This is a genomic window from Bosea sp. RAC05 (genome assembly GCF_001713455.1).
Taxonomy (GTDB): Bacteria; Pseudomonadota; Alphaproteobacteria; order Rhizobiales; family Beijerinckiaceae; genus Allobosea.
Genome location: NZ_CP016464.1, coordinates 704569 through 724818, shown reverse-complemented (window position 1 = coordinate 724818; position 20250 = coordinate 704569). Strand labels below are relative to the sequence as shown.

At 70.6% G+C, this 20250-nt stretch carries 14 protein-coding genes; 12 read left to right on the top strand and 2 right to left on the bottom strand.

The genetic code is table 11. The features are described from left to right. Window positions 1-5 precede the first annotated feature (5 nt). The 11 genes from BSY19_RS06915 to trxA all read left to right on the top strand — a co-directional run bounded on the left by BSY19_RS06915 (window position 6) and on the right by trxA (window position 15945). Entirely contained in the window at window positions 6-452 is a 447-nt protein-coding gene (locus tag BSY19_RS06915; RefSeq protein WP_069053510.1) for an HPr kinase/phosphorylase, read from the top strand. A gap of 109 nt (window positions 453-561) precedes the next feature. Next, the gene (locus BSY19_RS06910) at window positions 562-963 is read left to right on the top strand and encodes a PTS sugar transporter subunit IIA (RefSeq protein ID WP_069053509.1); all 402 of its coding nucleotides are present in this window, start codon (window positions 562-564) and stop codon (window positions 961-963) included. A 59-nt stretch (window positions 964-1022) separates the two neighbouring features. Next, on the top strand, window positions 1023-1304 hold the full coding sequence (locus BSY19_RS06905; protein WP_236840553.1) for an HPr family phosphocarrier protein: 282 nt from the start codon (window positions 1023-1025) through the stop codon (window positions 1302-1304). 238 nt (window positions 1305-1542) lie between these two features. After that, a complete protein-coding gene (ahcY, locus tag BSY19_RS06900; RefSeq protein ID WP_236840481.1) occupies window positions 1543-2943 on the top strand; it encodes an adenosylhomocysteinase in 1401 nt (466 codons plus the stop codon). 407 nt (window positions 2944-3350) lie between these two features. Next, window positions 3351-5831 carry a sensor histidine kinase gene (locus tag BSY19_RS06895; protein ID WP_083247445.1) on the top strand — a complete coding sequence of 827 codons (2481 nt, stop codon included), beginning with the start codon at window positions 3351-3353 and terminating at the stop codon, window positions 5829-5831. Beyond that, window positions 5828-7372, top strand: a complete 1545-nt coding sequence (gene tsaE / locus BSY19_RS06890) for a tRNA (adenosine(37)-N6)-threonylcarbamoyltransferase complex ATPase subunit type 1 TsaE (protein ID WP_069053506.1) — start codon at window positions 5828-5830, stop codon at window positions 7370-7372. Before BSY19_RS06895 ends, tsaE begins: the two co-directional genes overlap by 4 nt. A gap of 111 nt (window positions 7373-7483) precedes the next feature. Further along, a complete protein-coding gene (locus BSY19_RS06885) occupies window positions 7484-8275 on the top strand; it encodes a nucleotidyltransferase family protein (protein WP_069053505.1) in 792 nt (263 codons plus the stop codon). After that, a complete protein-coding gene (gene addB / locus BSY19_RS06880) occupies window positions 8268-11375 on the top strand; it encodes a double-strand break repair protein AddB (protein WP_069053504.1) in 3108 nt (1035 codons plus the stop codon). The genes BSY19_RS06885 and addB overlap by 8 nt, the downstream gene beginning before the upstream one ends. Continuing rightward, complete coding sequence (addA, locus tag BSY19_RS06875; protein WP_069053503.1) at window positions 11372-14842, top strand: double-strand break repair helicase AddA; 3471 nt, start codon at window positions 11372-11374, stop codon at window positions 14840-14842. The genes addB and addA overlap by 4 nt, the downstream gene beginning before the upstream one ends. After that, window positions 14839-15495, top strand: a complete 657-nt coding sequence (locus tag BSY19_RS06870) for a DUF1345 domain-containing protein (protein ID WP_069053502.1) — start codon at window positions 14839-14841, stop codon at window positions 15493-15495. The genes addA and BSY19_RS06870 overlap by 4 nt, the downstream gene beginning before the upstream one ends. Before the next feature lie 129 nt (window positions 15496-15624). Further along, window positions 15625-15945 carry a thioredoxin gene (trxA, locus tag BSY19_RS06865; protein WP_069053501.1) on the top strand — a complete coding sequence of 107 codons (321 nt, stop codon included), beginning with the start codon at window positions 15625-15627 and terminating at the stop codon, window positions 15943-15945. A gap of 84 nt (window positions 15946-16029) precedes the next feature. On the opposite strand, the gene BSY19_RS06860 is transcribed toward trxA, so the two are convergent. Next, on the bottom strand, window positions 16030-16431 hold the full coding sequence (locus BSY19_RS06860; RefSeq protein WP_069053500.1) for a DoxX family protein: 402 nt from the start codon (window positions 16429-16431) through the stop codon (window positions 16030-16032). Between the two features lie 302 nt (window positions 16432-16733). Between BSY19_RS06860 and BSY19_RS06855 the strand changes: the two genes are divergently transcribed. Continuing rightward, window positions 16734-18878: a transglycosylase domain-containing protein gene (locus tag BSY19_RS06855; protein ID WP_069053499.1), complete on the top strand. Its 2145-nt coding sequence runs from the start codon at window positions 16734-16736 to the stop codon at window positions 18876-18878. Window positions 18879-18882: 4 nt separating this feature from the next. On the opposite strand, the gene BSY19_RS06850 is transcribed toward BSY19_RS06855, so the two are convergent. Next, window positions 18883-20079 carry a multidrug effflux MFS transporter gene (locus tag BSY19_RS06850; protein WP_069053498.1) on the bottom strand — a complete coding sequence of 399 codons (1197 nt, stop codon included), beginning with the start codon at window positions 20077-20079 and terminating at the stop codon, window positions 18883-18885. Window positions 20080-20250: the final 171 nt, after the last annotated feature.

The window sequence follows — 20250 nt, the reverse complement described above, 5'->3', positions numbered from 1 at the left end:
CCGGCATGCAGGACACGCGCATTCACGCGACCACGGTCGCGATCGGCGAGGCCGGGGTCCTGATCCGCGGCGCGTCGGGCGCCGGCAAGTCGAGCCTCGGGCTGGCCCTGATCGACGCTGCGCGCCGGGAGGGCCGCTTCGCGCGGCTGGTCGCCGACGACCGGACCGCGCTGAGCGCGCGCGGCTCGCGCCTGCTGGCGCGGCCGGTCGCACCGCTCGAGGGCCTGATCGAGCGCCGCGGGCTGGGCCTGACGCCCGAGCCGCATCAGCCCGCCGTGGTCGTGAGGCTGATCGTCGACGTGGCCGGCAGCGAGCCGGCGCGCATGCCCGAGCCGGAGGATCTGGTGGACAGGCTCGAGGGCATCGACCTGCCGCGGCTGACGGTCGCGGGCCGCGCCGGGGACGAGCGCCTGATCCTCGCGGCCCTGCAGCTGTTCGGCGATGGCGGCTGATGTCGAAAATTTGACGAGTTCCAAGCGGACCGCTTGCCTATCCTTCGCACCTGCCGCATAAACCGCCACCTTGTCCGGGCGCCGAAAGCGCTCTCCGGTGCCATATTGAATGATCGGACTGGTCCTCGTGACGCATGGGCATCTGGCCACGGAGTTCCGTGCCGCGCTCGAACACGTCGTCGGCCCCCAACAGAACCTCGCCACCATCGCCATCGCCCCCGATGACGACATGGAAGGCCGTCGCCGCGACATCATCGCGGCGGTCGAGCAGGTCGAGACCGGCAAGGGCGTGATCGTCCTGACCGACATGTTCGGCGGGACGCCCTCCAACCTCGCCATCTCGGTGATGGAGCCCGGCCGCATCGACGTCGTCGCCGGCGTCAACCTGCCGATGCTGATCAAGCTCGCCAGCGTGCGCGAGGACAAGACCCTCGACGAGGCCGTGACCAGCGCGCAGGATGCCGGCCGCAAATACATCACCGTCGCCAGCCGCGTGCTGGCCGGCAAATAGAGGGCGCCCTCGTGGACGACAGGCAGGAGATCGAGGATTGCGATTGCCCTGAGGTCGAGATTCCCGCAGGCGCGCTCTATGGCGAGTTCCAGATCGTCAACAAGAAGGGGCTGCACGCCCGCGCCACGGCGAAATTCGTGCAATGCGCCTCCGCCTTCGACGCCGACATCACCGTCACCCGCTGCGGCGAGACGGTCGGCGCGACCTCGATCATGGGCATCCTGACGCTCGGCGCCGGCATCGGCTCGACGATCACGGTGGTGGCGAAGGGCCGCGAGGCGAACGAGGCGCTGAAGGCGCTGGAGACCCTCGTGGCGGACCGCTTCGGCGAGGGCGAGTAAGTCCGGGCCGGCTCGTCGGCTGCGGCGCGCCGCCGAGGCACACTCAGGTCAATTCCCTCCAAGCACGCTCCATCGGGGCGCGCTTTGGCCGCGCGAAACATGACGAAACGTCATGAAAGCGACAGACCGCTCCCTTTCGACCGATCACATAAAGACATCTTTATATCTTTGATTGCCTTTGGGCGTGGGCGCTGCTATGGACCCGCCCATCATTCGAAGACCAGCTGGAGCACGCCCCGTGTCGAAGACCGATTACATCGTCAAGGACATCAGCCTCGCGGAATATGGCCGCAAGGAAATCAACATGGCCCAGGACGAGATGCCGGGCCTGATGGCCATCCGTGAGGAGCACAAGGGCAAGTTCCCGCTCAAGGGCGCCCGCGTCGCCGGCTGCCTGCACATGACCATCCAGACCGCCGTGCTGATCGAGACGCTGAAGGAACTCGGCGCCGATGTGCGCTGGTCGTCCTGCAACATCTTCTCGACCCAGGACCACGCCGCCGCCGCGATCGCCGCGACCGGCACCCCCGTCTTCGCCATCAAGGGCGAGACGCTGGAGGAGTACTGGGAGTACGTGCTGAAGACCGCGACCTGGGGTGACGGCGGTACGCCGAACATGATCCTCGACGACGGCGGCGACCTGACCATGCTGATCATCCTCGGCGCCGAGGCCGAGGCCGGCAAGACCGCCTTCCTCGACAAGCCGAGCAACGAGGAAGAGACGATCTTCTTCGCTCTGATCAAGCGCGAGCTGAAGGCCAATCCGGGCTGGTTCACCAAGACCCGCGACGCGATCAAGGGCGTCTCGGAGGAGACCACCACTGGCGTACATCGCCTCTATGAGCTCGCCAAGGCAGGCCGCCTGCCCTTCCCGGCGATCAACGTCAACGACTCCGTCACGAAGTCGAAGTTCGACAACCTCTATGGCTGCCGCGAGTCGCTCGTCGACGCCATCCGCCGCGGCACGGACGTCATGATGTCCGGCAAGGTCGCGGTCGTCGCCGGTTATGGCGACGTCGGCAAGGGCTCGGCCGCCTCGCTGCGCCAGGCCGGCTGCCGCGTGCTCGTCACCGAGATCGACCCGATCTGCGCCCTGCAGGCGGCGATGGAGGGCTACGAGGTCGTGACCATGGAGGACGCCGCTCCGCGCGCCGACATCTTCGTCACCGCGACCGGCAACCTCGACGTCATCACCGTCGACCACATGCGCGACATGAAGCACCGCGCCATCGTCTGCAACATCGGCCACTTCGACTCGGAGATCCAGGTCGCCGGGCTGAAGAACTTCAAGTGGGACAACGTCAAGCCGCAGGTCGACGAGATCGAGTTCCCCAACGGCAAGCGCATCATCCTGCTGTCGGAAGGCCGCCTGGTGAATCTCGGCAACGCCACCGGCCACCCGTCCTTCGTGATGTCCTGCTCGTTCTCGAACCAGACGCTGGCCCAGGTCGAGCTCTGGAACCACCACGCCAAGTACGAGAACAAGGTCTACACGCTGCCCAAGCACCTGGACGAGAAGGTCGCCGCGCTGCACCTCGCCAAGGTCGGCGCCAAGCTGACCGTCCTGAACGACCAGCAGGCGAAGTATATCGGCGTCGCGCAGACCGGCCCGTTCAAGCCCGAGCTGTACCGCTACTGACATCCGGCACCATCCGGACGGCAGGAGGCCCGGCGTTCGCGCCGGGCCTTTTTCTTTGGTCCATGGCCTGAGTCCTTTCCGCATCAGCCGCTACTAATAGAGTCGCTGACAGTCCGCGCCCCCTACAGCTTGACGGCCGCCCCGCTCCGCCCAGCCGCGGCCGGAAACCGCCCGATTTACCGTCCATTAAGCACTTCCTGCCGGACTCCACGGGTGATTAGAGTGGGGCTGATTCGGCTTCCAGCGCGCTGCGCGGGCCGGGTCGACACGCAAGTATCGGTGTGGTGGCAGGCGTGCGTCGGGGGCCTTTCGAGGCGGCTCAGGGGACGGCTCGCTGCCGTTCGACGCCCGCTCGGGCCTGACAGCGGAGGCGGCACGGTGCCGCCCACAGAGAAGACGGACGCAGGATGACCAGGTCGAGCCGACAGGAACGGAGCCGCGGCGGCTGGGGCCGACATGTGCTTCTGCCGGGGCTCGCGGCCAGCCAGCTTCCCTCATCCGCCTTCGCCCAGGGCGGCTGGCTGGCTCCCCTGAAACAGGAGGTCTTCAGCACCGGCGCGCTGTCGGTGGTGCTCGCGGGGCTCACGGTCTTCGCCGCGACGACCTCGCTGGTCTATGTCCGCGAGCGGGCGCGCTGGCATCGCCGCGAGACGGCGCTGGCCGGCGAGCTGGAGGCGACGCGCGGCCAGCACGACCGGCTGACGGCCCTGCTCGCGAGCGACCCCCAGGTCGTGGTGAGCTGGGCGGGCCGCCATACCGAACCCGTCTTCGAAGGCGACAGCGGCTTCCTCGGCGCACCCGGCGCCACGCTGGCGCTCGCCTATGGCTCCTGGGCTCCCCCGGCGGATGCCAAGAAGCTCGAACTCGCCACCGATGCGCTGAAGGACCGGGGCGAGTCCTTCGGCATGACGCTGCGGAGCAAAACCGGCCCCTTCATCGACATCGAGGGCCGGCCGGTCGCAGGGCGCGCCGTCATCCGCTTTCGCGAGGTCACGGGCGAGCGCGCCCGGGTGATGGCGCTGCAGAACGATCTGGAGCGGCTCGGAACCGAGCACCAGGCCCTGGCCGGGCTGCTCGGCGGCTTGCCGCAGCCGGCCTGGACCCGCAATCCCGAAGGCCGGCTCAGCTGGTGCAACGCCGCCTATGCACGCGCCGTCGAGGTCGCCGACGGCAGCGAGGCCGTCAAGGGCGGGGTCGAGCTGCTCGACCGCAGCGAGCGCGAGGCCGCCGCCAAGGCGAGGCGCGAGGGGCGGACCTTCACAGCCCGCGCTCCGGCCGTGATCGCGGGACAGCGGCGAACCCTCGACATCCTGGAAATGGCCACGCCGACGGGCTTTGCCGGTTTCGCCACCGACATGAGCGAGCTGGAGGCGGTCCGGACCGATCTGCAGCGCCAGATGGACGCGCATGTCCGGACGCTCGACCGGCTCAAGACGGCGGTGGCGGTGTTCGACGCCTCGCAGCGGCTGGTCTACCGCAATGCCGGCTTCGAGAGCCTGTGGTCGCTCGATCCGGCTTTCCTCGACGGCCATCCCAGCGACGGCGAGATCCTCGACCGGCTGCGCTCGGAACGGCGCCTGCCGGAACTGGGCGACTATCGCAGCTGGAAGGCCGGCGTGCAGGCCGCCTACACCGCCACGCGGGCGAACGAGGACTGGTGGTACCTGCCCGACGGGCGGACGATCCACGTCGTCGCCAGCCCCAACCCCCAGGGCGGCGTGACCTATCTGCTCGACGACGTGACCGAGCGCTTCACGCTGGAATCGCGCTTCAACGCCCTGTCGCGCACCCAGCGCGAGACGCTGGATTCGCTGCGCGAGGGCGTCGCCGTGTTCGGCTCGGACGGGCGGCTGAAGCTCTCCAACCCGGCCTTCGCCCAATCCTGGCGAATCAAGGCCGACCTCGCCGCCGCCGCCCCGCATATCGACGAGGTGGTGCGGCTGTGCCGCCCGCTCTTCCCGCAGGACGAGATCTGGGGCGAATTGCAGAGCGCCGTCACCGGCGTGCGCGATGCGCGCGAGGACTATGTCTGCCGGATGGAACGGCGCGACGGCACGGTGCTGGACTGCGCCGCGGCGCCGCTGCCGGACGGGGCGACGCTGATCTCCTTCGCCGACGTCACCGCCAGCGTGAATGTCGAGCGGGCGCTGACCGAAAAGAACGAGGCGCTGGAGAAGGTCTCGCGCCTGCGCGAGGACTTCGTCCACCACGTCTCCTACGAGCTGCGCTCGCCGCTGACCAACATCATCGGCTTCGCGCAGCTGCTCGGCACCGAGGCCGTCGGCGCCCTCAACGACAAGCAGCGCGACTACACCTCCCATATCGTGCGCTCGTCGGGCGCGCTGCTCGCCATCATCAACGACATTCTCGACCTCGCCACGATCGACAACGGCGCCCTGCAGCTCGACCTCGAGGAGGTCGACGTCGCCGACACGATCTCGCAGGCGGCGACGGGGCTGCATGACCGCCTCACCGACAGCAAGCTGGAGCTGAAGGTCGTGATCGCGCCCGAGGCCGGGCCCCTGCGCGCCGACGGCAAGCGCCTGCGGCAGGTGCTGTTCAACCTGATCTCCAACGCGATCGGCTTCTCCTCGCCCGGGCAGACGATCACCGTCAGCGCGGCGCGCAGCGAGGGCCATATCCGCATCACCGTCGCCGACCAGGGCCGCGGGATCCCCGCCGAGGTGAAGGAGAAGGTGTTCGACCGGTTCGAGAGCCACTCGCTCGGCTCCAGCCATCGCGGCGTCGGCCTGGGCCTCTCGATCGTCCGCTCGATCGTCGAGCTGCATGGCGGCCGCGTCGAGCTCGACTCGGCGCCGGGCCGCGGCACGCGCGTGACGGCGGTCTTCCCCGCGGCGGGGCTGCCGCTGTCGGATGCCGCCGAATGACGGACGAGGTTTCCCGGGCCGGCACGCACCGCCTGCAGCTGGACGACGAGGCGGCGACGCTGCGCCTGGCCGCCGATCTCGCCGCCATCCTGAAGCCGGGCGACATCGTCGCCCTGTCGGGCCATCTCGGGGCCGGCAAGTCGATGCTGGCGCGGGCGATCCTGCGCGAACTCGCCGAGGACCCGAAGCTGGAGGCGCCGAGCCCGACCTTCACCCTCGTCCAGAGCTACGAGACCCCGCGCGGGACCGTGCTCCATGCCGATCTCTACCGCGTCCGCTCGCCCGAGGAGCTCGACGACATCGGCCTGGTCGAGGAGCTCGACCGGCTGATCCTGCTGGTGGAATGGCCCGATCGCGCCGGGGCGCGCCTGCCGGGCGGGCGCCGGCTCGATATCGTGCTCGACGTCGATCCGGACAATCCGGAAACCGGCCGCATCGCCGATCTCTCCGGCGGCGTGCTCTGGCGCCAGCGTCTCGCCATCGCGATTGCGACGCGCCGGCTGATCGACGAGGCCGGCTGGGACGATGCCCGCCGCGACTACATGCAAGGCGATGCCTCCAGCCGCGCCTATGAGCGGCTGACGCGGCCCGACGGCAGCAGCGCCGTGCTGATGATCTCGCCGCCGCGCCCGGACGGGCCGGCGATCCGGCTGGGCAAGCCCTACAGCGCGATCGCGCATCTCGCCGAGAACGTCGACGCCTTCGTCGCGATGGATCGCGGGCTGCATTCGCTCGGCTATTCGGCGCCGGAAATCTACGCGCAGGATCTGTCGACCGGGCTGCTGCTGATCGAGGATCTCGGCAGCGAGGGTGTCATCGATGCGCAGGGACCGATCCCGGAGCGCTATGAGGCGGCGGCCCGGCTGCTGGCGGACCTTCACCGTCACACCCTGCCGACGATCCTGCCCGTGGCCGAGGGGCGCGACCATGTGCTGCCGGATTACGACCGCGGGGCGCTGGCGATCGAGACCGAGCTGATCCTCGAATGGTACGCGCCGCACATTGCGGGCATGACCCTGCCGGCGGTGGCGCAGGCCGAGTTCGCGCGGATCTGGAACCGGCTCTTCGACGAGATCCTGGAGGCGCCGGGCACCTGGACGCTGCGCGACTTCCACTCGCCCAACCTGATCTGGCTGCCGGGCCGGGAAGGCCATGCCAAGCTCGGGCTGATCGACTTCCAGGACGCGGTGATCGGCCACCCGGCCTACGACCTCGCCTCGCTCGGGCAGGATGCGCGCATCGACGTGCCCGCCGCGCTGGAGTTGCGGCTGCTGGCGGCCTATGGCCAGGCGCGGCGGGCGCACGATCCCGATTTCGACCTCGCCGGCTTTGCCCGCGCCTATGCGATCCTCGGCACGCAGCGCAACACCAAGATCGCCGGCATCTTCGCGAGGCTCGACAAGCGCGACGGCAAGCCGGCCTATCTCAAGCATCTGCCGCGCATCGAAGCCTATCTGCGCCGCAACCTCGAGCACCCGGCGCTGGCCGAGCTCAAGGGCTGGTACCAGGCGCATCTGCCGAAGCTGTTCGAGGTGGGGTGAGCGGACGCCCTCGCCGTCATGCTCGCCCTTGTGGCGAGCATCCACGTCTCGAACACCGGGCTCGACGACGGAAGACGTGGATGGTCGGGACAAGCCCGACCATGACGCGCTATGGATCGCCAGACCGTACCTGCTCTGGAGATTCGCGTGACGCAGGCCCATTTCCAACCGATCCGCCGCGCCATGGTGCTGGCGGCGGGGCTCGGCAAGCGGATGCGGCCGATCACCGACACGATTCCCAAGCCGCTCGTCAGCATCGGCGGCAAGCCGATGCTGGACCATGCGCTCGACCGGCTGGCGCAGGCCGGCGTCGAGGATGCGGTCGTCAACGTCCATCATCTGGCGGGGCTCATCGAGGCGCATCTGGCCGGCCGCAGCGCCCCGCGCGTGACGATCTCGGACGAGCGCGCGCTGCTGCTGGAGACCGGCGGCGGGGTGAAGAAGGCGCTGCCGCTGCTCGGCAGCGAACCCTTCTTCCACGTGAATTCGGATTCGCTCTGGAGCGAGGCGGGCGGCTCGGCGATGCAGGCCATGGCGCGGGGCTGGGACGCCGCGCGGATGGACATGCTGCTGCTGCTGGCGCGGCGCGAGGGCAGCGTCGGCTTCGACGAGCGCGGCGATTTCTTCAAGGCTGAGGACGGGCTGCTGACACGGCGCGGCAGCGCGGAGCGCGCACCCTTCGTCTATGCCGGTGTCGCCATCATGAAGCCCGAGCTGTTCGCGGACACGCCCGAGGGGCCGTTCTCGCTGAACCTGCTGTTCGACCGCGCCATTGCGGCGGGCCGGCTGCACGGGCTCGTGCTCGACGGGCAATGGCTGCATGTCGGCACGCCCGAGGCGATCGCGCCGGCCGAAGCCGCCTTCGCGGCGGCCCAGGCCGCGCCCGCGCGAGCCGATGGCTGAACTGAACCTCTTCACGATCCCCGCCGGGGCACCCTTCCTGGAGGTGCTGGCCCAGGCGATGCTGGAGGGCCGGTTCGGGCGCGTCCACGACCCTGAGGACCCCGCCGCGCTGGCGCGGGTGACGCTCTATCTGCCGACGCGACGGGCGGCGCGTGCCTTCGCCGCCTGCCTCTCCGACAAGCTCGGCGGCGCGCCGCTGCTGCTGCCGCGAATCCTGCCGCTGGGCGATGTCGACGAGGCCGAGACGGCACTGATCGGAGCCGGGGCGCTGGCCGAGGATCGCATCGCGCCGATCGACCCGCTGGCGCGGCGGATGATCCTGACCCGACTCGTCGACGCCTGGGGACGCAGCGCCAATCGCAGCCATCTGCGGCTCGACCCGTCGGAGCCCTCGCTGGTGCCAGCGACCCTGGCCGAGGCCTATGGGCTGGCCGGCGACCTCGCCGCGCTGCTCGACCAGATGCAGACGGAGGATGTCGCCGTCGAGCGGCTCGGACGGCTCGACGCGGCCCGCTTCGACAAGATCTGGCAGCTCAATGCCGAGTTCCTGTCGATCCTCGGCGGCGCCTGGCCGACCATCCTGAGCGAGCGCGGCGCCTGCGACCCGGCCACCTTCCGCAACCGCATGCTCGCCGCCGAGCGCGAGCGGCTGCTCTCGGGCGCCGTGACGGGGCCGATCATCGCGGCCGGCTCGACCGGCACGGTCCCGGCCACGGCAAGGCTGCTCGCGGCGATCGCGCGGCTGCCCAATGGCGCGGTGGTGCTGCCGGGGCTCGACCTCGACCTGCCCGACGAGGCCTGGCGGGCGATCGCGGAGGAGCCTGCCCCCTCGCATCCGCAGGCGGCGCTGCATCACCTGCTCGACACGCTGCAGGCGACGCGGGCTGATGTGCGCGCGCTCGCCGAGCCCGATGCCGCGCATGGCGCCCGCTCGCGTCTGCTGCGCGAGGCGATGCTGCCGGCTTCGGTGACGCAGAGCTGGGCCGATCTGCGCGAGCGCCTTCCCGCCGACGAAGCGGAACTCGCTTTCCGCGACCTGCGCCTCGTCGAGGCGGCCGACGAGCGCGAGGAGGCGCTGGCGGTGGCGGTCGCGCTGCGCGAGACGCTGGAGACGCCCGGCCGGCAGGCGGCGCTGATCACGCCCGATCGCGGCCTCGCCGAGCGGGTCACGGTGGAACTCCGGCGCTGGGACATCACGGTCGATGATTCGGCCGGCCTGCCGCTGGCGCGCTGGCCGGCGGGCTCGCTGCTGCGGCTCGTGCTGGAGGCGGCCCTGGGGCAGATGACGCCGGGAAGCCTCGTGCCGCTGCTGGCCCACCCGCTCTGCCGGCTCGGGCTGCCGCGCGAGGAGACGGCACGCGGCGCCTCGGCGCTGGAAATCGGGCTGTGGCGGGGCGAGAGCGTAGGCCGAGGACTGGCGGGCCTCAACGAACAGCTCGAACGCTGGAACGAATTGCGCGAAGTCCGCCATGCGCCGGGTCCGCGCAAGCGCCTGGGTGACGCGGATGCTGCTGCGGCGGCCAAAGTGCTGGCGGCGCTCGGCACCGCCTTCTCGCCGCTGCTGGAGGCGCTGTTCCTGCAGGCGCCCTCGCTGGCGGTCATGACGGCCGCGGCCCGCGCCACCGTCGAGGCTGTCAGCCGGGACGAGGACGGGCAGGCCTGCGCCTTCCGCGACGCCGATGGCGAGGCTCTGGCCGGGCTCTTCGACGATCTCGCCGCCGCGCAGCCCGACATGCCCGAGGGCGGCCGGCCCGCCGATGTCGTCGCGATCCTGGACGGGCTGCTGGCCGAGCGCGTCGTCAAGCGCGGCGGCGGCGGCCATCCGCGTGTCCGGATCTGGGGCCTGCTCGAGGCGCGCCTGCTCGAGGCCGACCATGTCGTCCTCGGCGGGCTGAACGAGACCGTCTGGCCGCCGCAGACCACGACGGACGCCTTCATCAACCGGCCGATGCGCGCCGAACTCGGCCTGTCGCCGCCGGAGCGCCGCGTCGGCCAGACCGCGCATGACTTTTCCATGGCGCTGGCGGCTCCCTGCGTGACGCTGACGCGGGCTCGCAAGGCCGGGGAGTCCGAGACGATCGCCTCGCGCTTCTGGCAGCGGCTGCAGGCGGTGACGCCAGCGCCCGTCTGGGGCGAGGCGCTGGCGCAGGGGAAGCGGCTGACGGCGCTGGCGGGGCGGCTCTCGGCCCCGGCGCCGGTGCGACCCGTCGGACGGCCCGCGCCGAAGCCGCCGCGCGCGCTGCAGCCGCTTTCGCTCAGCGTCACCGATGTCGAGACGCTCTATCGCGACCCCTACCAGATCCATGCCCGCAAGATCCTGAAGCTCGACGCGCTCGACGGGCTGGTGGAGGACCCGAGCGCGCAGGACCGCGGCAGCCTGCTGCACGAGATCGTCGAGACCTTCGCCGCGACCTATCCGGAGCAGTTGCCGGCCGACGCCCATGGCCGGCTGATCGCGATCGGCGAAGAGGCGTTCCGGCGCTTCGCCGATGCGCCGGAGGTGCGGGCCTTCTGGTGGCCGCGCTTCCTGCTGACGGCCGGGCATTTCATCGACTGGGAGCAGCGGCGGCGCAGCGCGCTCGCCCGCGTGGCCGTCGAGGTCTACACGGGATCGCGCTTCCCGCTCTCCGACGGGCAGACGCTGCGGCTCAGCGGCAAGGCGGACCGGGTCGAGATCACGCGGACGCCGACCTTGCGCATCATCGATTTCAAGACCGGCGCGCCGCCCAGCAAGGCGCAGGTCGAGAAGGGCTTCGCGCCGCAATTGACGCTGGAGGCCGAGCTGGCGGCGCGGTCAGGCTTCGAGGGCGCGGTCGGCCCCACCCCGGTCGAGGCCGTGCTCTACATGAAGCTGCATCACGACCCGAAAGCCTGGGCCAAGGACAAGCCGCTGGAGTTCGACGGCGAGAGCCTGGGGGATGTGGCGAGCCGACATCTCGAACGCCTGCTGGCCCACGTCGAGGCGCTGCGCAGCGGCCGCGAAGCCTTCATCTCCCGCCGCGCGCCCGACTACATCAAGTTCGCCTCGCCCTATGACCATCTCGCGCGGGTCAAGGAATGGGCCTCCGCCTCCGAGGGCGACGAGGGGGACGGGGCATGAAGCCCGGCTGGATCGTCCCGCCCCTCACCCAGCAAAACCAGGCACTGGCAGCCGATCCGCGGCTCAGCGCCTGGGTCTCGGCCAATGCCGGCTCAGGCAAGACCTATGTACTGGTCAACCGCGTGCTGCGGCTGCTGCTCGACGGCGTCGCGCCCGGGCGCCTGCTCTGCATCACCTACACCAAGGCCGCCGCCGCCAATATGGCCAACCGCGTCTTCGCGGCGCTGAGCGCCTGGGCGACGCTTCCGGAGGCCGAGCTGGACGCGGTGCTGAGCCGGCTGACCGGGAAGCCGCCCTCGCGCGACAGCCTCGCCGCGGCGCGGCGCCTGTTCGCGCAGGCGCTGGAGACGCCCGGCGGGCTGAAGATCGAGACGATCCACGCCTTCTGCACGCGGGTGCTGCAATCGGCGCCCTTCGAGGCGAATGTGCCGCCGCGCTTCGAGGTCGCCGACGACCTCGCCCAGGCTGAGATGCTGCGCGAGGCCCGGCGCGAGTTGTTGCGGGCGGTGGCGGCCGATCCTGAGCGCGCGGAGGCGCAGGCGCTCGACCTGCTCGCCCGCCAGGCGGCGCAGGACACGTTCGATGCGATGATGCAGGAAGCACTGCGCCAGCGCACCCTGTTCAACGATGCGGAGGGCCGCGCCCGCGATGCCGGCGAGATGCGGGAAGGCATCGCCGCCGTGCTCGGGATCGCGCCGGAGCTGACGGCCGAGACGGTGCGGCAGGATTTCCGGCAGGACCTCGTCGCGATGTCCGATCTCGCGGCGCTGATCGCGGCGCTGGAGGCGGGCAGCCCCACACGGCAGGGTTTCGCAGCAACGTTGCGTGCCCTGCTCGCGGGGGCCGATGACGGCGATCCGGTGTCCTTCTGCCGGAAGGGTTTTCTGACCGAGGCCGGGAGCGTCAACAGCAACATCAGCGGCCGCGGCAAATCCGCCTTCGAGGGGCCCCTCGCCGCGACGCTCGAGGATCTGGCTGCGCGGCTCTGCGGCGCCATCGACCGCCTCAACGCGATCGCGATCCGCGACCGCAGCCATGCGCTGGCGCTGCTGGTGACGCGGATGCTCGCCTCCTATCAGCGCCAGAAGAGCGAGCGCTCGCTGCTCGACTATGACGACCTGATCGCCAGGACGCGCTCGCTGCTCACGCGGGTCGAAGCGGCCTGGGTGCTCTACAAGCTCGACGCCGGCATCGACCACATCCTGCTCGACGAGGCGCAGGACACCAGCGACGCGCAATGGGCGATCCTGCGCCAGCTCGCCGACGAGTTCAGCGCCGGGGGACGCGAGGCCGGCCCGCGCCCGCGCACCGTCTTCGTGGTGGGCGACGAGAAGCAGTCGATCTATGGCTTCCAGGGCGCCGCGCCCGCCGCCTTCAACACGCAACGACGGCAGCTCGGGCAGCGCATCAGGGAGGCCGAGCAGCGTTTCGAGGCGATCAGCCTCAACACCTCCTTCCGCTCGGCGCCCGACATCATGCAGGCGGTCGACGCCGTCTTCGCCCTGCCGGAGCATGCGCGCGGCCTCGTCTTCGACGGCTCGGAGCGGCCGGAAATCCATGACACGGTGCGCCGCAGCGATCCCGGCTGCGTCGATCTCTGGCCGCTCTGCGCGAACGACTCCGGCGAGCCGCCCGATGCCTGGACGACGCCCGTGGATGCGCCCGAACGGCGCAGCGGGACGGCCAAGCTCGCCCAGCGCATCGCCACGACGCTCGCCGGCTGGACGCGCCGGGGCGTCGACGATCTCGGCCAGCCCTTCGCACCCGGCGACGTGATGATCCTGCTGCGGCAGCGCGGCGCGCTGTTCGAGACGATCGTCAAGGCGCTGAAGGATGCCGGCGTGCCCGTCACCGGGCGCGACCGGCTCACCCTCGCCACGCATCCGGCGGTCGAGGACCTCGTCGTGCTCGGGCGGACGCTGCTGTTGCCGGAGGACGACCTGACGCTCGCCACCGCGCTGAAGACGCCGCTGATCGGGCTCGACGACGACGACCTCCTGCGCCTCGCACCGGAGCGCAGCGGCTCGCTGCGGGCGGCGCTCCGCGCGGCGGCGGCGAGCGAGCCGCGTTATGCGGCCGTCGAGGCCCGGCTGGCGGAGCTCGCGGCCGAGGCCGGACGCTGCGGGCCGTTCCGCTTCTTCGCCGGGCTGCTCGGGCCGGGCGGCGGTCGCAATCTCGCCTTGGCGCGTCTGGGGGCCGAGGCCGGCGACGCGCTCGACGCCTTCCTGTCTGCGGCGCTCGACCATGAGCGGCGCTACGGCCCCTCGCTCACCGGCTTCCTCGACCATGTCTGCGGCGCTGCGACCGATGTGAAGCGCGACCTCTCCTCCAGCCGCGGCGAGGTCCGCGTCATGACGGTTCATGGTGCCAAGGGGCTGGAGGCGGGGATCGTCATCCTCGCCGATCTCGCCCCGCCGCCCGGCGCCAAGCGGCTGCCGAAGATCCTGGCGGTCGAGCCGCCACGGCGGCAGGCGGTACCGATCTGGCCACCCGCCAGCGCAGAGGATGCGCAGGCGACGGCCCAGGCCAAGGCCCGCGTCGTCGAGCAGATGGTCGAGGAGCATCACCGGCTGCTCTATGTCGCGATGACGCGGGCGGAGAACCGGCTGATCGTCTGCGGCGCGCAGGCCAAGGGCGAGGCCCCGGCCGGAAGCTGGTATGCCATGGTCGAGGCCGGGCTCGCCGCCTCCGATCCGGGACTCATCGAGATCGGCGAGGGCGACGCTGCGATCCGCCGCTTCATGACCTCGCGACCCCAGCCGGTGGCCGTGGAGGCCTCGTCCCAGCCGACGACGCCCGAGCCCGCGCCCGACTGGCTGTCGCGCCCGCCGCCGCGGGAGGCCGAGCCCGCGCCACCGCTGAAGCCCTCCAGCGCGCTCACTGCCGCCGATGCTCCCGACCGACCGGTCGACGGCCCCTTCCTGGCGGAGGCCGCCGCGGCCGGGCGCTTCGCCCATCTCCTGCTGCAGATGCTGCCGGAGATTGCGCCTGAACGACGCGAGGCGGTGGCGTCTGCGCTCGCCACCTCGCGCGGCGCCGCGCTGCCGCAGCCGCGGCGCGAGGCGATCGTCACGGAGGCGCTGGCGCTGCTGGCCGACCCGGCGCTCGCCGCCCTGTTCGGGCCGGGCTCGCTCGCCGAGGTGCCGATCACGGGCCTGCTCGCCTGGGGGGCGGGCGAGAGGCGGCCGGTCTCGGGACAGATCGACCGCCTCGCCATCCTGCCCGAGGAGGTCATCATCGCCGATTTCAAGACGACCGCACGGCCACCGCGCGACCTTAAGGCCATCGCGCCGACCACGCTGGCGCAGCTCGCCGTCTACCGGGCGCTGGTCGGGCAGATCTATCCCGGCCGGCGGGTGCGCGCGCTGCTGGTCTACACGGCGACGCTGACGCGGCTGGAGCCTGAGGCCGCCGTGCTCGACACGCTGCTCGCCCAGCTCGGTGCAGCGGGGATGAACGCGGCATGAGACTGGTCCCGCGCCCCCTGCGCGTCCGCCCGCGCCTGTTTCTGGCGCTCGCGGCCATGGCCGGGCTCGCGCTGGCGCTGCCGTCGGGCTGGAGCTGGACGACGCGGCTGCTGGTCGCCTGGGATGCGGGGGCTGTGCTCTACCTCGCCATGATCGCGGCAACGATGCTGAACGAGAGCGTCCCCGAGATTCGCGCCCGCGCCGCCCGGCAGGACGAGGGCGGGCTCGCGATCCTCGTCATCGCCTGCCTCGCCGCCACCGCCAGCATCGCGGCGATCGGCATGCAACTGTCGGGCCTCGGCGGCCTGCCACCGGGCGAGCGCGGGCTCCATCTGGCGCTCGGCGGCATCACGATCCTGTGCTCCTGGACCCTGCTGCACGCCTTCTTCACGCTGCACTATGCCGGTACCTACTACGCCGGCGAGGACGGGCCCTGCCTCGACTTTCCGGGCGAGCGCGACCCGGATTACGTCGATTTCCTGTATTTCGCCTACACGATCGGCTGCACCTCGCAGACCTCCGACGTCGCCGTGACGACGCGGGCTGCGCGCGGGCTCGTTCTGGTGCACTCGATCCTGGCCTTCGTCTTCAACACCAGCATCCTGGCGCTCGCCATCAATGTCGGGGCGAGCCTCGTCTCGGGCGGCACCTGATGCTGCGCCATGACCCGTGGACAGGGCCGCCCCCGCAGCGGCAGCGCCTTGACCCCGCGGGGGCGCGTTCCTAGCTTGCCCAACGAAGGCGGCGCTCCCGCCACCCCTCTCTGAAAAGGCGAAACGCCCATGGCTACGAGCAAAGTCACCGATGCGAGCTTCGAGGCGGACGTCCTCAAGTCGACCGAGCCGGTCGTCGTCGATTTCTGGGCCGAGTGGTGCGGCCCCTGCCGCATGATCGGCCCGGCACTCGAGGAGATCGCCGGCGAAATGGACGGCAAGGTCAAGATCGTGAAGATGAATGTCGACGAGAACCAGGCGATCCCCGCCCAGTTCGGCATCCGCTCGATCCCGACCCTGATGCTGTTCAAGGACGGCAAGCTGGCCTCCCAGAAGGTCGGCGCCGCGCCCAAGAGCGACCTCTCGCGCTGGATCGCCGGCGCGGTCTGATCTGCGTTCCACTGCAAAGACAAAAGGCCCGCCATCCTTCCGGATGGCGGGCCTTTCTCATGGGGCCATGCCCCGCTCGGCCTGTCAGGCGCGGCGACGCAGGCCGTCGACGCTGAAGGCGCCCGGGCCGGCGGCGAAGAGGTAGAGGAAGATGAAGCAGAACAGCATGGCAGCCTCGCCGCCGTTCAGGATCGGATAGAAGCCCTTCGAGCCATGGGCCATCCAGTAGGCCACGGCCATCAGGCCCGACAGCACGAAGGCGGCCGGACGGGTGAGGAAGCCGACGAGAACCAGCGCGCCGCCGACGATCTCCAGCACGCCCGCGATCCAGGGCAGCGAGAAGGCGGCCGGCATGCCCCAGGAGGGCGCAGCCGGGAAGGCGAGGAGCTTCTGCGTGCCGTGGGAGATGAAGCTGAGCGCGGTGAATATCCGCAGCAATGCAAGGAAGTAGGGGTCGAAGCGCTTGACGGAATCGAGGGAAGGCATGGGTTTCTCTTTCCAGTACGGGATCTCAGGTGGGACGGGCCGTCCGCAGCTCGGTGGATTGCCCGGGCATTTCCATTCCCGTCGATTTTTCGAGCGGTGATGACGGATTGTCGCAGGGTCCGCAAGGCGCCGCGGTCGCCAGGTGGGTCTTGCATCCGCGCAATATCTTCACGTTCCCGCGACGCAAACCCTGACTGGAAGGCTCTGCAGGCTTAACCACCCCTTAAAAGCGCCATGTTTAACTCTTGTGTGGGCATCCGGCCGGCCGTGACCTCCGGCGGCCTTCGGCGTGACAGGGCAGGATGAACGACCGGACGAAACGGGCCGAGCGGCGCGAGCCCTCCTTCGGGACAGGACGGGGCGAAAGCCGCGACGATTTCGACATGCGCCTCTCCGACGACGATCGCCCCTCCCGCGGCCACCGCGCCCCGCCGCGCCACGAGGCGCGCCAGCCGCCGCGACGCGACAAGCGCAGCGGCGGCGGTGGCGGCCGGCGGCGCGGACGCCGCGGCCGCTCCTTCCTCGGTGGACTGTTCTACTGGACGCTGGTGCTCGGACTCTGGTGCGCGATCGGGCTGGGCGGGCTCGTCGCCTATCACGCGGCGCAGCTGCCGCCGATCAACCAGCTCACCGTGCCGAAGCGGCCGCCCAACATCGCGATCCTGGCCGCAGACGGCTCGCTGCTGGCCAATCGCGGCGAGACCGGCGGGCGCACCATCACCATCGGCGAGGTGCCGCCCTATCTGCCCAAGGCTTTCGTGGCGATCGAGGACCGGCGCTTCTACGATCATTTCGGCATCGACCCGATCGGTCTTGGCCGCGCTCTGGTCAACAATCTGCGCCGCGCCGGCGGGGTGCAGGGCGGCTCGACGCTGACCCAGCAGCTCGCCAAGAACCTGTTCCTGACGCAGGAGCGCACGGCCGCGCGCAAGATCCAGGAGGCGATCCTGGCGCTCTGGCTGGAGCGGACCTACAGCAAGGACCAGATCCTCGAACTCTACCTCAACCGCGTCTATTTCGGCTCGGGCGCCTATGGCGTCGAGGCCGCGGCGCAGCGCTATTTCAACAAATCGGCGCGTTCGGTGACGATCGCGGAGGCCGCGATGCTGGCGGGCCTCGTGCAGGCGCCCTCGCGTCTGGCCCCCAACCGCAACCCGGAAGCCGCCGAGAAGCGCGCCCAGCTCGTCATCGCCGCGATGGCCGACCAGGGGCTGATCTCGCAGAACGCCGCCAAGACGGCCCTCGTCGCCCCGGCTGAAGCCGCCGAGCGCATCGGCGCGGGCTCGGTGAACTATGCCGCCGACTATGTGATGGACGTGCTCGACGACTTCATCGGCGCGGTCGAGGGCGATGTCACCGTGCTGACGACGATCGACACCAAGCTGCAGGCCTCGGCCGAGACGATCCTGGTCGAGGCGCTGGCGGCGCAGGGCGCCAAGCAGGGCGTGAGCCAGGGCGCCGTCGTCTCGATGGCGAGCGACGGCGGCATCCGCGCCCTGATCGGCGGGCGCGACTACACCAAGAGCCAGTTCAATCGCGCCACCGCGGCCAAGCGCCAGCCGGGCTCGGCCTTCAAGCCCTTCGTCTATCTCGCGGCGCTGGAAAAGGGCCTGACGCCCGACACGATCCGCGACGACAGCCCGGTCTCCTTCAAGGGCTGGGAGCCGGAGAACTATTCGCGCAGCTATCGCGGCCCGGTCACGCTCCAGACCGCGCTGGCGCATTCGCTGAACACGATCGCCGCGCGGCTGATCAACGAGGTGACGCCGCGCGAGGTCATCCGGACCGCCCAGCGCCTCGGCATCAATTCGGCGATGCAGCCCAATCTCTCGCTGGCGCTTGGCACCTCGGAGGTAACGCCGGTCGAGCTGACGGCGGCCTATGCGACCTTCGCCAATGGCGGCCAGAGCGTGCTGCCCTATGTCATCCGGGAGGTGAAGTCCTCCGCCGGCAAGGTGATCTATGCGCGGGCGGCGACGAGCTTCGGCCCGGTGATCCAGCCCCAGACCCTGTCGATGATGAACGCCATGCTGCATCAGGTGATGGTCAGCGGCACAGGCGCCAAGGCCAACATCCCCGGCTGGGAGGTGGGCGGCAAGTCCGGCACCACGCAGGATTTCCGCGACGCCTGGTTCGTCGGCTACACGGCGAGGCTCGTAACCTCGGTCTGGCTCGGCAATGACGACAACAGCGCGATGAAGCGCGTCGCCGGCAGCGGGCTTCCCGCCGAGATCTGGGGCAAATACATGAAGGCGGCCCATGCCGGGCTGCAGCCGACCCCATTGCCCGGTGGCCTCTGGCAGGGCACGCCGCGCTCGATCTTCGACGGCGGGGCGCCGGTCGCCAGCACGCGTGCGCCCACTACGCAGACCACCGACAGCGACCGCGCCTGGGTGCCGCCGGCGCCGCGGGAGAAGAACTTCCTGGAGCGGCTCTTCGGCGGCTGAGCCGTCAGGCCTTGGCGGCGCGGATCGCCGCACTCGCCCTGAACAGCACCAGCGCGGCGACGCCGATCGCCGACATCACCAGCGGCAGCGGCAGCGCGCCGCTCTTCAGCGCGTGGCCGACGAGCAGCCCGACGCAGGCCGAAAACAGCATCTGGCAGAGCCCGGTGAAGGAGGAGGCGGCGCCCGCCCGGTCCGGAAAGGGCATCATCGCCGAGGCCTGGGCCTGCGGCATGGTCAGCCCGACGCCGCAGGCATAGAGCGCCATCGGCACGATGACGCCGAAGGGTCCGGCGAAGCCGGTGAGCACGCAGAGCAGCATGGCGAGCCCGCCGGCGGCCAGGCAGACGACGCCGAGCGCGATGACGCCGTCCATGCCGCGGCGCCCGACCAGGCGCTGGGCCAGGATGGTGCCGAGGATGAAGCCGAGCACGCCGAAGCCGAAGGACAGGCCGTATTGCGCCGGCGTCAGGCCGTGGATGCCGATCAGCACGAAGGACGAGCCCGAGATGAAGGCGAAGAGCCCGCCATAGGCCAGCGCCGTCAGCGCGACATAGACGCGATAGGCGCGGTTCTGCAGCAGCGTGCCGAAGCCGCGGATGATGGCGAGCAGCGACAGGGGCTCGCGCGAGCGGGTCCGCAGGGTCTCCGGCAGGAGGAAGCCGACCACCGCGGCGAGAACAGCCGCGAAGGCGAGCGAGGCGACAAAGGTCGAGCGCCAGCCGAAGGCCTGCTGGAGCACGCCGCCCAGCACGGGCGCGACCGCCGGCACCAGCCCCATGATCATGCCCATGCGGGCGAGTTCGCGGCCGGCCCGCGGCCCTTCATAGAGATCGCGCACCATGGCGCGGCCGAGCACGATCGGTCCCGACGCACCGAGCGCCTGGACGGCGCGGGCCACCGTCAGCGCCTCGATCGAGGGCGCCAGCGCGCAGGCCAGAGTCGCGAGCGTGAACAGGGCGAGCCCCGTCAGCAGGACCGGGCGGCGGCCGAGCCGGTCGGAGAGCGGCCCCCAGAGAATCTGCCCGCCCGCGAAGCCGAACAGGAAGGCCGAGAGCGTCGCCTGCGCCCCGGCGACGTCGGTCTCCATGACGCGGACGATGTCGGGCAGCGAGGGCAGGTAGAAGTCGGTCGAGAGCGGGCCCAGCGCCGTCAGCATGGCGAGAACGGCGGTCATCGCCAGCGTGTCGGGGCGGAGTGTCATGCGGGTCACGGCTCGTCCTGGCTCGAAACCACCTCGTCATCCTGGCCGAAGCGAAGCGGAGTGCCGGGATCCATCATGGGGCGCCGTCACGACCCTATGATGAATCCCGGATCTGCGCGGCTTCGCCGCTTGTCCAGGATGACGGGTTTGCCCGAGGATTAAGGCGCATTC